The 13,194-nt window shown below is 69.6% G+C and carries 12 protein-coding genes; 4 read left to right on the top strand and 8 right to left on the bottom strand.

Annotated features, from left to right (window positions below; translation table 11 throughout):
* Positions 1–67 precede the first annotated feature (67 nt).
* From QTI17_RS01165 to QTI17_RS01155, 3 genes are all read right to left on the bottom strand, one after another.
* Positions 68–616 carry a 4-hydroxylaminobenzoate lyase gene (locus tag QTI17_RS01165; protein ID WP_286530539.1) on the bottom strand — a complete coding sequence of 183 codons (549 nt, stop codon included), beginning with the start codon at positions 614–616 and terminating at the stop codon, positions 68–70.
* Positions 617–865: 249 nt separating this feature from the next.
* A complete protein-coding gene (locus tag QTI17_RS01160) occupies positions 866–1,852 on the bottom strand; it encodes a Bug family tripartite tricarboxylate transporter substrate binding protein (RefSeq protein WP_286530537.1) in 987 nt (328 codons plus the stop codon).
* Positions 1,849–2,649 carry a hypothetical protein gene (locus tag QTI17_RS01155; protein WP_286530535.1) on the bottom strand — a complete coding sequence of 267 codons (801 nt, stop codon included), beginning with the start codon at positions 2,647–2,649 and terminating at the stop codon, positions 1,849–1,851. Before QTI17_RS01155 ends, QTI17_RS01160 begins: the two co-directional genes overlap by 4 nt.
* Positions 2,650–2,795: 146 nt before the next feature.
* Here QTI17_RS01155 and QTI17_RS01150 point away from each other — a divergent pair, with 146 nt between their 5' ends.
* Positions 2,796–3,719 (top strand): LysR family transcriptional regulator, encoded by a 924-nt coding sequence (locus tag QTI17_RS01150; protein ID WP_286530533.1) that lies wholly within the window; start codon positions 2,796–2,798, stop codon positions 3,717–3,719.
* Between the two features lie 3 nt (positions 3,720–3,722).
* Here the strand turns inward: QTI17_RS01150 and QTI17_RS01145 are convergent, their stop codons facing one another.
* From QTI17_RS01145 to QTI17_RS01135, 3 genes are read right to left on the bottom strand one after another with little or no spacing between them, the layout of a single operon-like run.
* Entirely contained in the window at positions 3,723–5,810 is a 2,088-nt protein-coding gene (locus tag QTI17_RS01145) for an acetate--CoA ligase family protein (protein WP_503011005.1), read from the bottom strand.
* Between the two features lie 5 nt (positions 5,811–5,815).
* Positions 5,816–6,613, bottom strand: coding sequence for an enoyl-CoA hydratase/isomerase family protein (locus tag QTI17_RS01140; RefSeq protein ID WP_286530529.1), 798 nt, complete (start codon positions 6,611–6,613; stop codon positions 5,816–5,818).
* A gap of 21 nt (positions 6,614–6,634) precedes the next feature.
* Complete coding sequence (locus QTI17_RS01135; RefSeq protein WP_286530527.1) at positions 6,635–7,612, bottom strand: tripartite tricarboxylate transporter substrate binding protein; 978 nt, start codon at positions 7,610–7,612, stop codon at positions 6,635–6,637.
* A 160-nt stretch (positions 7,613–7,772) separates the two neighbouring features.
* Here QTI17_RS01135 and QTI17_RS01130 point away from each other — a divergent pair, with 160 nt between their 5' ends.
* Positions 7,773–8,597: an IclR family transcriptional regulator gene (locus QTI17_RS01130; protein ID WP_286530526.1), complete on the top strand. Its 825-nt coding sequence runs from the start codon at positions 7,773–7,775 to the stop codon at positions 8,595–8,597.
* A 36-nt stretch (positions 8,598–8,633) separates the two neighbouring features.
* On the opposite strand, the gene QTI17_RS01125 is transcribed toward QTI17_RS01130, so the two are convergent.
* Both QTI17_RS01125 and QTI17_RS01120 read right to left on the bottom strand, forming a co-directional pair.
* Positions 8,634–9,653 carry a Bug family tripartite tricarboxylate transporter substrate binding protein gene (locus tag QTI17_RS01125; protein ID WP_286530525.1) on the bottom strand — a complete coding sequence of 340 codons (1,020 nt, stop codon included), beginning with the start codon at positions 9,651–9,653 and terminating at the stop codon, positions 8,634–8,636.
* A complete protein-coding gene (locus tag QTI17_RS01120) occupies positions 9,650–10,654 on the bottom strand; it encodes a Bug family tripartite tricarboxylate transporter substrate binding protein (RefSeq protein ID WP_286530523.1) in 1,005 nt (334 codons plus the stop codon). Before QTI17_RS01120 ends, QTI17_RS01125 begins: the two co-directional genes overlap by 4 nt.
* Positions 10,655–10,798: 144 nt before the next feature.
* Here QTI17_RS01120 and QTI17_RS01115 point away from each other — a divergent pair, with 144 nt between their 5' ends.
* Together QTI17_RS01115 and QTI17_RS01110 are read left to right on the top strand one after the other, a co-directional pair.
* Positions 10,799–12,259 carry an FAD-dependent oxidoreductase gene (locus tag QTI17_RS01115; RefSeq protein WP_286530521.1) on the top strand — a complete coding sequence of 487 codons (1,461 nt, stop codon included), beginning with the start codon at positions 10,799–10,801 and terminating at the stop codon, positions 12,257–12,259.
* A gap of 76 nt (positions 12,260–12,335) precedes the next feature.
* Entirely contained in the window at positions 12,336–13,184 is an 849-nt protein-coding gene (locus QTI17_RS01110; protein WP_286530519.1) for an IclR family transcriptional regulator, read from the top strand.
* Positions 13,185–13,194: the final 10 nt, after the last annotated feature.

Here is a 13,194-nt window from a genome sequence, read left to right as displayed (position 1 = left end):
TCCTCTGTGTGCGCCGCAAGCTCGGGCCGGAAAGCCGAGGAGCCGCGCGGGCAGGTGTCGATGCCACTCACTCCTGCGGGGCGTCGTGATAGGAAATCCGGCCTGAGGGCAGGAAGAACAGCGCGATGACCGCGCCGCCTTTCGCTTCCGGGTAGTGGTGACTGCCCGGTGCCGGTGCGGTCCAGCCGCCGAAGCACCAGCCGTTCGGCCCGTTCAGCGCGGCGCCCGGCGTCAGCGGAACGACCATGTTGAACTCGCCATAGGGATGGCCGTGGTATTGCCCGCGCATGCGATGGTCCGGGTGGCCTTGCCGGTTGCCGCTGCTGTCCATGTAGACCGCCGTGATGCTGAAGTGGAGCGTGCGCCCGGAAGGCTCGGCGATGCGGCTGCGGCGGTAGGCCGGTCCGTCGATCGGGGCGTTCGCCGCCCAGCCGTCCTCCACGCCCTTGCGCACCAGGCGGGCCAGGGTCTGGTAGAGCTCGCTGTCGGGCCCGTACTTGCGATTCAACCAGCGTTCGATCGCGGTGCCGGTGGTCAGGTCCTTCACTTCCTCGAGGAAGGGAATGCAGCGCGCGATCAGCGCTTCCCGATCCTCGATGAGGGTGTCTTGCGTCATGGTTTTCGCTCTCCGTCAGATGGCTGGATCGGATGATGGGCGAACAGCGACTTGAATGGAACTGATGTCTGTGCAATTCCATAGTGCATGGAATTCAAGTGAGGGAGCGACGCCTGGTTCGCCGGGTGCCGCCGTACAAGGCCGGGGCCGAGACTGTGCGCGCGGTCTGGCATGGCCGCGATGCGCACGATCCGGGTCACGCCTGGCTGCTCGAGAGGGTCGCGGAGGCGGCCCGAGCCGCCTTGGGTGCTAGTCGATCGAGATGTTGGCCCGGGCCACCACGTCCTTCCAGCGTGCCAGGTCGCGCTGGATGAGGCGCGTGACTTCCTCGGGGCCACCTGGTTTCACCGCGTAGCCCAGTTGGGCCAGGCGGGCGCCGAGCTCCGCATCGAGCGCCTTGCGCGTGGCGTCGCGGATGCTCGCGAGCACAGCCGCAGGGACCGCGGCGGGCGCCATCAGGCAATACCAGACTTCGTAGTTGACCGCCGGGCCGCCGGCCTCCGGCAGCGTCGGCACCTCGGGCAGCTGGGTGCTGCGCCGCTCGCCGAAGACCGCGATGCCGCGCAGCTTGCCGGCCGCGATGTGCCCGGCCACCGACGGCGTGGTGGCGTAGACCATGTCGATCTGGCCGCCGATCGCGTCATTGACCGATGGCGCCGTGCCCTTGTAGGGCACATGCAGGGTCTTGAGCGGCGAGATCGTCGACAGGTACTCGCCTACCAGATGCGGCGATGTCCCGGCACCCGGTGTTCCGAAGCTCAGGGGCCGCTTTTGCGAAAGCGCGACCAGCTCGTCGAAGTTCTTCGCCGGGAAGTCCGGCCGCACCGCGATCACCACCTGCGTGGTGCCGACCATGCTCACCGGGACGAAGTCCTTGAGGGGGTCGTAGCGCACGTTGCGGTTCACGCTCGGATTGGTCGCCAGGAAGTCGTTGGCGAACAACAAGGTGTAGCCGTCGGCGGGCGCCCTGGCGACCGCATCGGTTCCCATGTTGCCGCCGCTGCCCGGGCGGTTGTCCACGATCACGGCCTGGCCCAGGCGCTTGCCGAGCCGCTCCGCGAAGGGCCGTGCGATGGTGTCGAAGCCGCCGCCCGGCGGAAACGGCACCACCATCGAGATCGGGCGCGAAGGGAAGTCCTGGCCCCAGGCGCGCAGCACGGGCGCGGTGGCCAGCGCGGCGGCGCCCAGGCCGAGCAGGGCGCGCCGACGGCGCGGGTCGAAGGGGCGGCCGATCATGGCGAGAGCCTCGGCAACTCGATCTGCAGCAGCTGGCTGGCGGCGTCGGCCTGCATCCGGCTCGCGTTCGCCCCGCTGTACAGCGACGAGCGCGGCTCCCAGCCGCCATCGCCTGCCCGGCCTTGCCCTTCGAGCACGAAGACGATGGTGTTCGGCGGCACCTCGAACCCGACGCCGGGCTGGAGCTCGACCAGCGACAGCGTGGTGCAGGCCTCGGAGAACGTGCCGAGGTGCTTGCGTGCGAGCCCCGGGGTTGCTTCGTCCGGCACCCAGGCGGCTGCCGACGGCCGGATGAAGACCGGCTTGTCGTAGCGGCTCTCGGGATAGCGCAGCGCGCGGCCATTGACATGCTCCCAGACCGCTTCGTAGGCATCCTGGTTGCGCGTGCCGCCCTCCGGCTTGTCGACCTTGTAGACGCCGGCCTCGAATCGGCCGGTCTCCTTGAGTTCGCTGATGCCGCGCTGGAAGGCGGCCTCCGACAGATAGCCGCTGCGGCTGGCACCGCCGAACTGCAGCACCAGCGTGAGGGATTCGCCCGCGATGCTCTGCGGGCCGTAGAACACGCCTTCGGGAAAGTAGCCGATCATTCCCGGCTTCATGACGCCGTCGCGCGAGAAATCGGCGTCGCCTTCGAGCTGCACGCGCACCTGGTCGAAGTTGTGCCGGTGGCGCGGCGAGTCGAAGTCGTTGAAGGTGTTGGACAGCTGAAGGAAGAAGTTGCCCGCCGCGCCGTCGGCACCGGAAAGAAGGGGGTAGTAGCGAAAGCGACCGCCGCGGGCGTGAACGCGCTCGATCATCGTCAGATCGCGTAGATTCAGTATCTGTTGCATGGTCCGTCTTGTCTCCGTGGGAACAGGGCGCATGCTGACGCACCCGCCGCCACCTGCCCAGCGACATTTATTCACAACGGCGTTGCCCTCCCGGCAACGCCTGCCCCGATCCGATGAAAGCCCGACGTCCGCTGCTGGACCACCTGAACCTCTCGACCCTGAAGCTCATCGCCGCGATCGAGCGCGAGGGCAGCCTGTCGCGCGCCGCCGCGACCCTGCACATCGTGCCGTCGGCCGCGAGCCGCCGCATCACGCAGCTGGAGGCCGCGATGGGCTCGGCCCTGCTCGACCGTACCGCGCGCGGCGTCGAACTGACTGCCGCGGGCCTGTCGGTCGCGCGCTATGCGCGCGCGATGATCGACGACGTCGAGGCGCTCGACGACGAGCTGCAGAACCTGCAGGCCGGCGTGTCGGGCCGCATTCGGCTGGTCGCCTCGATCTCCGCCATCGTGCAGCACCTGCCGCAGGACCTGGCGCTCTTCCTGCACCAGCATCCGAGCATCAAGATCGAGCTGGCCGAGCACACCAGCGCCGACATCGTCGAGCTGCTGCTGCAGGACCGGGCCGACGTCGGCGTCTTCGTCGCCGAAGGGGACATCCCGGGCCTGACGCTGCAGCCCTACCGCAGCGAACGGCTGGTCGTGATCCGGCCCGCCGGCCACCGGTTCGCCAAGCGCAAGCGCCTGCGCTTCGACCAGCTGCTCGAGGAGGAGTGGGTCGAACTGCCGCCCGGCACCGCGCTGGCGATGCGGGTCGCGAAAGAGGCGCTGAAGCATGGCGTGAAGCTGCGCACGCGCATCCAGGTCAAGGGCATGGACTCGTGCAGCCGGATGGTGCAGTGCGGCCTCGGCATCGGTCTCCTTCCGCAGGCCAGCCTGGAGCAGCAGGCGCAGTTTCCGAATCTTGCGTTCGTGCCGCTCGACGAGCCCTGGGCGCATCGCGTGAGCTCGCTGGCGGTGTCGGCGCACAGCCAGCCCACGCCGGCGAGCCGGACCTTGCTGCAGGCGCTGATGTACGCCAGCAAGCTGCCGGGCTAGCGGCTATTCGCGGAGCACGACGACCCCATCGGCGGCCCGCACGCCGGCGCCTCGGGGCAGCACGAACAGCGGATTGATCTCGGCCTCGACCAGCCGGTCGCCCAATTGCGCCGCCATGCGGGAGAAGGCCACGATGGCATCGGCCAGCGCGTCGACGTCGGCCTTCGGACGCCCGCGAAAGCCGTCGAGCAACGGCCAGGTCTTGAGTTCGCGCGCCATCGCCAGGGCCTCGTCGCGTCCCAGGCCGCCTTCCGCTGGAAGCAGGCGGATCGTCGTGTCCTTGAACAGTTCCGCGGTCACGCCGCCCATGCCGAGCAGGATGGCAGTGCCGAGCGCGTCACGGTGCATGCCGAGGATCAGTTCGCATCCGCCGTTCACCATCTCCTGCACCAGGAATCGTTCCGGGCGGACCCCGGTGGCTCGCTCGACCCCGGCCGCCATCGCGACCAGCCGAGCGGCGATCTCCTCGGGCGAGACGTTGACGGCAACGCCGCCGACGTCGCTCTTGTGCGTGATCTCGCTCGAGAGGATCTTCAGCACGACCCGTCCGCCCAGTTCGCGCGCCGCGCGCTCGGCTTCCTCGCCGCTGCGGACGATCGCCTCGCGGGCGCAGGGCACGCCGAAGCGGGCGAACAAGCGCTTGGCTTGCGCCTCGTCCAGCGAGCCCGCGGGGAGTTCGTGCAGCGGCACGCGGGCAGCGCCTTCCGGCACACTGGCCGGCGCCCGCCATCGGCTCGCCTGCAGCATTCCCGCCAGTGCTGCGGTGCAGCTCTCGGCGGCAACGAAGGCGGGCACGCCGCGCTGCGTCAAGAGCGCGGCGGCCTCGGGGGCATGCGGGCTCACATAGGCCAGCACCGGCTTGTCGGACAGCGGCAGGCAGTCCTCGATCGCGCCGGCCATCAGCTCGGGCCTGCCGACCCCCGACGAACCGATGATGACGGCCAAGGCGTCGTAGCTCGGACTGGCCAGGAGCGCCTTGATTGCGCCGCGCAGCAGATCCGGCTGCAGGCCGGCCAGCGTGACGTCGATCGGATTGCGGTCCAGCGCGGCATGGTCGCCGGTCTGCAGGGCCCGCAAGGCCGCCGCCGTGGGTTCGTCCGGCGCCGGGGTCTCGAAGCCGGACACGCCCAGGCTGTCGGACACCAGCGTGCCGGCGCCGCCGGTCGATGTGAGGATGGCGACCCGCTTGCCGCGCAGGACCCGCCCTGTCGCGAGGGCGGCCGGGATGTCGAGCAGGTCGCCGAAGGTCTGCGCCCGGATCACGCCGGTCTGCTGGAACAGCGCGTCGTACATGCGGTCCGCGCCGGCCAGCGCCCCCGTGTGCGACACCGCGGCCTTGGCGCCCGCTTCGGAGCGCCCGATCTTGAAGGCGACGATGGGCTTGCCGGCGCGCGCCGCCTTGAGCGCGGCGGCGCGGAATTTCTCCGGCTGCCGGATCGCCTCGATGTACAGCGCGATGACCCGCGTCGCCGGATCGTCGACCAGCGCGTCGACGAAATCCGCGAGTTCGAGATCCGCTTCGTTGCTGGTCGACACCAGCTTCGACAAGCCGATGCCCCGGGCGGCGGCGCGCGACAGCAGCGCGCCGAGGATGCCGCCGCTCTGCGACACCACGCCGATGGCGCCGGCGTGGAAATGGTCCATCTCCAGCGCACCGCTGGCCGAGAGCACGATGTGGTCGGTCAGGTTCACCAGGCCGATGGTGTTCGGGCCCAGGATGCGCATGCTGCCGGCGGCCTCCAGCAGCTGCTGCTGGCGCCGTGCGCCTTCTTCGCCGGTCTCGGTGTAGCCGCTCGCCAGCACGATGGCCGCGGCCGCGCCGCGTTGGGCGAGTTCCTTCACGGCGATGTGGGCCCGCTCCGCGCCCAGCAGCACGATGCCGACGTCGGGGACCGCCGGCAGCGAGGCCACGTCGCGGTAGCAGGGCAGCTCGCCGATGCGATCGAGCTTCGGGTTCACGGGGTAGATCGTGCCGGCGAAGCCATGCTTCTGCAGGTACGACACCGGCCGGCCGGCGGTCTTGGCCGGGTCGCCCGAGGCGCCGATCACGGCGACGCTTCGGGGCTGGAGCAATCGGGACAGTGCTTCCATGGCGGTCATTCCCCGGCCGTGCCGTGGGTCTTCGCCAGGAAGGCCCGGACCGACTCGCGGTGCTCGGTGCTCGTGTAGCAGATGCCCTGCGCCTGGCTGCCCTGGGCGAAGACCTGCTGGGCCGGCAGTTCGAAGGTCTGGTTCAGGATCGTCTTGGACAGCGCCAGCGCGGTCGCGGAACCCCGCCCCAGTTCGGCGGCCCACGCCTGGGCATCGGCCAGCAGCCGGTCCGCCGTGGTCTTGCGGTCCACGATGCCCAAGGCGAGCGCTTCGTCGGCCTCCACCTTGCGCCCGGTGAAGATCAGGTCCTTGGCCTTGGCCAGCCCGACGCGGCGCGGGAGGAAGTACATGCCGCCGCCGTCGGGGATGATGCCCCGGTGGATGTAGGACCAGGTGAAGCTGGCCCACTCGCTGGCGATGATGAAGTCGCACGCGAGCGCGGTGTCCGCGCCCAGGCCGGAGGCAGCGCCGTTCACTGCGGCGATCACCGGCTTGGGCATCGTATGCAGCAGCGCTTGCGTGTGGTGCACCCGTTGCTGCCGATGCCAGCCGTTGAATGCGACCTCGCCGGCCGGCGCGTTCATGCGGCGCTCCATGCCCGCGATGTCGCCGCCGGCGCAGAAGCCCTTGCCGGCGCCCGTGAGCACCAGCGCTCGAATCTCCTTGTCGGCGGCGACGCGCTCCAGGGCATGAGTGAATTCGGCGCGCAATTCATCGCTCATCGCGTTGCGCTTCTCGGGGCGGTTGAAGGTCAAGGTGGCGATGCCGCGCTCGACCTGCAGCTGGATCAGGGTGTAGTCCATGGGGTTCATCCTTCCTTGGCCTCAGTCGGCCTTGACGTTGTTTTCTTTCACGATCCGCGACCAGCGGACGGTCTCGGACCTGACGAAGTCATCCAGTTCGGCCGGGGTGCCGCCGCTGACCGTGAGGCCTTCGGGCTCGAGCATCTTGCGGAACTCGGCGCTTTCGGTCGCCTTCCTTGCGGCCGCGTTCAGCTTGGCGACCACATCGGCCGGCGTGCCGGCCGCGACGAACAGGCCGTACCAGCTCTCCACGGCGTAGCCGGGAACGGTCTCCGCGATCGCGGGCACATCCTTCAGGGCCGGCGCACGGCGCGGGGTGGTGACCCCGACGGCGCGCAGCTTGCCGGCGGCCAGCTGGGACGACACCGCCGCGGCGGTGGCGAACATCATGTCGACCTGGCCCCCGAGCAGATCGGTCAGGGCCGGGCCGGCGCCCTTGTAGGGGATGTGCGTCATCTGCACCTTCGCGAGGTTCGTGAACTGCTCACCCGCGAGGTGCGCCGAAGTGCCGTTGCCCTGCGAGGCAAAGGTGAGCTTTCCTGGGTTGGCATGCGCGGCTGCCACCACGTCCGCCACCGACCGGTAGGGGCTGTCCGCACGCACCACGAGGACGTTCGGGCCGCGGGCCAGCAGCACCACTGGCGCGAAGGCCTTCTGCGTGTCGTACGGGAGCTTGGCCATCAGGCTCGGATTGACCGCATGCGCGAACGTGGACACCAGCACCGAGTAGCCGTCCGGCGCGCTCTTGGCCACGGCATCGCTGCCGATGATGGTGCCTGCGCCGGGCTTGTTGTCGATGATGACCGGCTGGCCGAGCGCCTGCGACATGCCGAGGCCCAGCGCACGCGCGATGGCGTCGGTCCCGCCGCCCGGGGCGAACGGAACGACCAGCTTCACGGGCCTGTCCGGGAAGGCGGCGAAGGCCGCGGAGGCTGCCAATGCGGTCGCGGCCAGACAGCCGGCCACGCGGCACAGAAAGGAACGAAAGGATCGGGTCATCGGTTGTCTCCTGCCACGCGGGGCAAAGGTCTTGTCGCTGGCGCCTCCGGGTGAAGCCGCCATGGGAGGTAGCTTAGGAACCCGGTGCCGGCTTGGCATCCCTTCGATTCCAACCAGTGGAATTCAATACACTGCTGTTTCCGCCGTCGTCCGGCCTGGCATGGAGGTGCTGAATCTCATGAAATCGTCAACGCCCGTGCAGTCCCTGAGGACGAAGAAGCCCGGGGTTTCACCCGCGAACAGGTCGCTGGAGCGGGGCATCGAGGTCCTTCGATCGTTCCGCCCCGGCTCGGAACTGCTGGGCAACGCCGAGATCGCCGAGCGAACGGGCCTTTCCCGTTCGACGGTGAGTCGGCTGACGCAAACCCTGGTGGGGTCGGGTTATCTGCAGGTGGAAGCGCGCACCCGGGCGTATCGCCTGGCGCCTGCGGTCCTGAGCCTGGCGCATGCCATGCGCTCGGGTTCCACCGCGCTCGCCATCGCCGCGCCGCACATGCGCGACGCCTCGCAGGCGGAGCGGCTCAACGTGGGCCTGGCCGCTCCCGATCGGGACGAGATGGTCTACCTGGAGTCGATCCGATACAACCGCCGGCCCTCGCTGCGCCGGGTGGTTTCAGGCCAGCGTGTGCCGATGGAGCTGACCTCCCTCGGTCGCGCCTACCTGGCCGTTGCGCCGGAGGACCAGCGCAAGGCCTTGCTCGCGCACTTTCGCCTGACCCGGCGCACCCAGTGGGCGACGCTCGGGCCGGCGCTCGCTGCCGCGACCCGGGACGTCGGGGAGAAAGGCTTCTGCGCGGCCGCCTGGCAGCCTGAAGTCGTGGCGCTGGCGGCTCCGCTGCTGTTCAAGGGCTCGCGATACGCCTTGAACGTGAGCCTGTCGACGGCCGAACCCTTGGCTTCTGCGGTGCGCGAACTCGCTCCGACACTGCTCGCGCTGAGCGCGCGCATTCAGCATGACCTGGACGTCGCTACGGACGCATGGTGAGCATCGATAGGCTGCGACCGCTTGGCCGGCTGCGCGTCACTGCTGCCGCGTCAGCCCGAGCTCGCGGATGATGCCGCCCCACTGCTGGTACGTCGAGCGCGTGAGCTCGTCGAGCTGCTGCGGTGTCGACGCCTCGGCCTCGTAGGCGCCCTGGCGGAAGAAGTCGCGCGTGGCCGGCATTGCCAGCACCTGGGCGAGCGCGGCATTGAGCCTGGCGACGACCGGAGCCGGCATGTGTGCCGGGCCGTAGAAGGCGAGCCAGCTCGGCATGTCGACACCGCTCACGCCTTGCTCGGTCATCGTCGGCAGGTCGGGCAGCATCGGGCTGCGGCGAGGCGCGGCCACCGCCAGCATGCGGACCTTGCCGGTCGCGGTGTTCGTGATGGCGTTCGGCGCGGCGTCGAAGTAGTACTGCACGCGGCCGGCGAGGAAATCCTTGGCGGCGTCCGAGCCGCCCTTGTAGGGCACGTGCACCACATCGAGCCCGGCCTTGCGCGCGAAGGCCTCGCCGTAGATGTGCGAGGAGGTGCCGGTGCCGAACGAGGCATAGCTGAGCTTGCCGGGGTTGGCCTTGATGTACGCGATCAGTTCCTGCACGGTCTTCGCGGGCACGCTGACGTGGACCGTGAGCACCAGCGGACCTCGGGCGCCGAGCGAGATCGGCGTCAGGTCCTTGAACGGGTCGTAGCGCACCTGGGCGAGCGTCTGCGGGTTCTGCGCCACGACCGAGGAGGGCGCATACATGATCGTGTAGCCGTCGGGCGCCGATCGGATGACTTCCTCGGTCGCGAGGATGAAGCTGGCGCCGGGGCGGTTCTCGACGATCACCGGCGTCTGCAGCACGTCGCCGAGCTTGCTGGCGACGAAGCGCGCCTGCGCGTCCGAGGCGCCACCGGCGGCCAGGCCCAGGATGATCCGGATCGGCCGTCCCTTGTCGGGGAACGCGGGCGGCGCGGCCGGTGCGGCGGTTGCGAGCACGGGCGCGAGGGACAGGACCAGCGCGCCGATTGCGCGGCGGCGGTCGATGCGACATACGGAAAGACGATGCGATTTCATTCCTTGGCCAATCCAACTTGTTTCACCATCGCGCCCCAGCGGTCGTAGGTCGACCGCGTGATGCGCGCGAATTCATCCGGCGAGCTGCCACCGGCCTCGTAGCCGCCACTGCGATAGAAGTCCTGCACCGCGGGCATCTCGAGCACCTGGCCGAGCGCCTTGTTGAGGCGCGCCACCACCGGTGCCGGCATGTTCGCGGGGCCATAGAAGCCGAGCCAGCTCGGCAGGTCCAGGCCTTCCACGCCTTGCTCGGCGAAGGTCGGGACCTCCGGCAAGGCGGGGATGCGCGCGGCCGAGGCCACGGCAAGAATCCTGACCTTGCCGGAGCCGACCGTGATGATCGCGGAAGAGGCGGAGTCGAACATGTACTGGACGCGGCCGGCGATCAGGTCCTTGGCGGCGTCCGAGCCGCCCTTGTAGGGAATGTGCACCGCGTCGATGCCGGTCTTCTTGACGAAGGCCTCGCCGTAGATGTGCGAGGAGGTGCCGGTGCCGAAGGACGCGTAGCTGACCGCGCCCGGATGCGCCTTCACGTAGCGCACGAGCTCGCCGACCGACTTCGCCGGCACGCTGTCGTTGACTGTCAGCACCAGCGGCCCGCGGCCGCCCATCGACAGCGCGGTGAAGTCCCTGAAGGGGTCGTACGGAACCTGGGACAGCGTGTGCGGGTTCTGCGCCATGGTCGACGAGGGTGCATACATCAGCGTGTACCCATCCGCCGGCGCACGCGCGACTTCGCTGGCCGCCAGCATGGTGCTGGCGCCTGGACGGTTGTCGACGATCACGGGGGTGCCGAGCAGCTCGCCGAGCTTCTGCGCCACCAGGCGCGCTTGGCCGTCGGTGCCGCCGCCGGCGGTGAAGCCGACCACGATGCGGATCGGCTTTCCCTTGGCCGGAAAGTCCTGGGCGCCGGCCCAGGGCGCGAGTGCCAGCAGCGCGCTGCCGAGCAGGAGGCCGAATCGCCGCCGCGCGTTCCGCCCTGCTTGCCGGTGAATGTCCATTTTTCGTCTCCGTCTTGAAAATGGATTGTCAAACCATAAAATACGGACAAAGCCAAGGGAATACCCGGGTTTCAGGCCGATTGATATCAATAAAATGGACATCAAAATCAAAATAGTCGCATCAACCCGCCTTTGACCCAAGTTATGAAAACCATCGTCCGCACCGACGAGCGCATCCTCAGTTCCGACATCTTCGATCGCGACGGTCGCGTGGCACGGCCCGACCACGGGGTCTGGTCCGAGCCGGGCCGTGACATACCGGTTTATCACCGGTGCGGCGTGCTGGTGGTCGGCGGCGGGCCGTCGGGCACCGCCGCCGCGGCGTCGGCGGCGCGGGCCGGCGCCGACGTGGCCTTGCTGGAGCGCTACAACCACCTGGGCGGGCTGTCCACCGGCGGCCTCGTGATCTGGATCGACCGCATGACCGACTGGGAGGGCCAGCTCGTGATCCGCGGCTTCGCCGAGGAGCTGTTCGATCGGCTGCCGGCCGACGCGGTGGCCGGGCCGTCGCGGGAAGACTGGGGCTCCCAGGACTCGGCCAAGGCCAGCCACTGGGCGCAGCGCACCGCGGCCTACCACGGCATCGTCACCTGGTCGCCGACCATCGATCCCGAGCGCCTCAAGCTGCTGTCGCAGGAGATCGTGCTGGAGCGCAAGGTCAAGCTCATCTACCACTCGTGGGCCGCGGTGCCGATCGTGCAGGACGGCGCGGTCAAGGGCGTGGTGTTCGAGAGCAAGGAGGGGCGCATGGCGATCATGGCCGACGTGGTGGTCGACGCCACCGGCGACGGCGATCTCTTCGCGCGCGCCGGCGCCGCCTTCGTCAACGACATCGAGGAGGCCGACGTGCACCATTGCATGAACACCTCGTGGCTGTTCGGCGGCGTCGACATGGGCCGCTGGATCGACTTCAAGGCCGGCCACCCCGACGCGTTCAGCGCCTTCATGGCGCGCGGCCGCGAACAGCTGGGCCTGTTCGAGCGCCCCTTCGTCTCCTGGCGCAACGACGTCGCCTTGTTCATGGGGCCGCGCCAGTCGGGCTACTCGGCGCTCGACGTCGACGATCTCACCGCGGTGGAGGTGCGCTCGCACCGGGCGATGGCCGCGCACCTCGACTTCTTCCGGGCCCATGCGCCCGGCTTCGAGGGCGCCTACCTGATGCTGAGCGCGCCGCAGATCGGCGTGCGCCATGCGCGGCGCCTGAGCGGCGTCGGCGCGGTGCTGCGCAGCCAGTGGCCCGAAGGCCGCGCGCTGGCCGACGAGATCGGCGTGTCTCCGGCCGTGTCGCCCAAGTTCCCGAACATCTCGATTCCCTACGGCGCGCTGGTGCCGCAGCGGCTCGACGGCCTGCTGGCCTGCGGCCGCCACATCTCGTGCGACCGCAACTCGCACGGCTTCATGCGCGAGATCCCGCAATGCTGGATCACCGGACAGGCGGCGGGCACGGCAGCGGCACTGGCCTCGCAGGGACGGATCGCACCGAGGGCGGTCGAGGTGACCGCGCTGCAGACGGCGCTGCAGGCTCAGGGCGTGTACCTGCGCGCCGGTGCCGACGGCGCCGGGCCGGTGGCCGAACGGCCGTCGCTCGAAACCGCGAACAGCTGAGCCGCTCACGATGATCGCGACGACCGGACCCTCGCCGGCAGGCTCTACATTGGCGGATCTCCCAAAGGACTTCCGCATGGCCGCCGAACACAATCCGCTCCCCGTTCCCTCCGCCGACACCACCGACGCGCGGGTGGACCGTTCCGACACCGTGAGCGCGCTCGAGCGCGGCATCTCGGTGCTGCGCAGCTTCTCCGAAGACCGGCCGCTGCTGAGCCCCGCCGAACTCGCGCGCATCACCGGCATCCCGAGGCCGACGGTCAACCGCCTGGTCGCGACGCTGGTGGCGATGGGCATGCTCAAGGCATCGCCGACCGGCGACCGCTTGGCGCTCGGCCCGGGCGTGGTGTCGCTGTCACGCGTCTTCCTCGGCAGCCTCGACGTCCGCGCCGTTGCGCGGCCGGTGATGCAGGCGCTGGCGGAGGAAAGCGGCGCCTCGGTCTATCTGGCGGTGCGCGACGGGATGGAGATGGTGCTGATCGAGGCCTGCCGGCCCCGCTCGACCATGCTGTCGGCCCGCCTCGATGTCGGATCGCGTGCGCCGCTGCCGAACTCGGCGCTGGGCCGCGCCTACCTGTCGGCGCTCGACGACGCCACGCGCGCGCAGCTGTTCGATTCGATGCGCCTCATGCGCGGCCCCGAGTGGGACAGCCTGGCGCCGGCCATGCTGCGCGCGATCGACGAGGCCCAGCGCCTCGGCTATTGCCTGTCGCTCGGCGAGTTCCATCGCGAGATCAACTCGGTGTCGGTGCCGCTGGTCGGGCCGGGCAACGAGATCATGGCCTTGAACGGCGGCGGCGCGGGCTTCGTGTTTCCCGAGGAGCGGCTGCGCGACGAACTCGCACCGCGGCTGCGCGCGGTGGCCGGGCGCATCGCGAGCGAGATCGGCGGCCACGTGCCGGGCCCGCGCCTGCCCGAGCGCTGACCTTTTTTCT

The sequence above is a fragment of the Variovorax sp. J31P179 genome (assembly GCF_030316985.1).
Classification (GTDB): Bacteria; Pseudomonadota; Gammaproteobacteria; order Burkholderiales; family Burkholderiaceae_C; genus Variovorax; species Variovorax ginsengisoli_B.
Note: the sequence above shows the minus strand (reverse complement) of the source record. Positions and strands in the feature narration are given on the sequence as shown.

What these genes read in the sequence shown, in the direction of transcription:
- QTI17_RS01145 (WP_503011005.1), bottom strand. Translation starts at nt 5,810, where the DNA reads ATGGAAGCACTGTCCCGATTGCTCCAGCCCCGAAGCGTCGCCGTGATC.
- QTI17_RS01135 (WP_286530527.1), bottom strand. Translation starts at nt 7,612, where the DNA reads ATGACCCGATCCTTTCGTTCCTTTCTGTGCCGCGTGGCCGGCTGTCTG.
- QTI17_RS01150 (WP_286530533.1), top strand. Translation starts at nt 2,796, where the DNA reads ATGAAAGCCCGACGTCCGCTGCTGGACCACCTGAACCTCTCGACCCTG.
- QTI17_RS01115 (WP_286530521.1), top strand. Translation starts at nt 10,799, where the DNA reads ATGAAAACCATCGTCCGCACCGACGAGCGCATCCTCAGTTCCGACATC.
- QTI17_RS01110 (WP_286530519.1), top strand. Translation starts at nt 12,336, where the DNA reads ATGGCCGCCGAACACAATCCGCTCCCCGTTCCCTCCGCCGACACCACC.
- QTI17_RS01160 (WP_286530537.1), bottom strand. Translation starts at nt 1,852, where the DNA reads ATGATCGGCCGCCCCTTCGACCCGCGCCGTCGGCGCGCCCTGCTCGGC.
- QTI17_RS01130 (WP_286530526.1), top strand. Translation starts at nt 7,773, where the DNA reads ATGGAGGTGCTGAATCTCATGAAATCGTCAACGCCCGTGCAGTCCCTG.
- QTI17_RS01125 (WP_286530525.1), bottom strand. Translation starts at nt 9,653, where the DNA reads ATGAAATCGCATCGTCTTTCCGTATGTCGCATCGACCGCCGCCGCGCA.
- QTI17_RS01155 (WP_286530535.1), bottom strand. Translation starts at nt 2,649, where the DNA reads ATGATCGAGCGCGTTCACGCCCGCGGCGGTCGCTTTCGCTACTACCCC.
- QTI17_RS01140 (WP_286530529.1), bottom strand. Translation starts at nt 6,613, where the DNA reads ATGGACTACACCCTGATCCAGCTGCAGGTCGAGCGCGGCATCGCCACC.
- QTI17_RS01165 (WP_286530539.1), bottom strand. Translation starts at nt 616, where the DNA reads ATGACGCAAGACACCCTCATCGAGGATCGGGAAGCGCTGATCGCGCGC.
- QTI17_RS01120 (WP_286530523.1), bottom strand. Translation starts at nt 10,654, where the DNA reads ATGGACATTCACCGGCAAGCAGGGCGGAACGCGCGGCGGCGATTCGGC.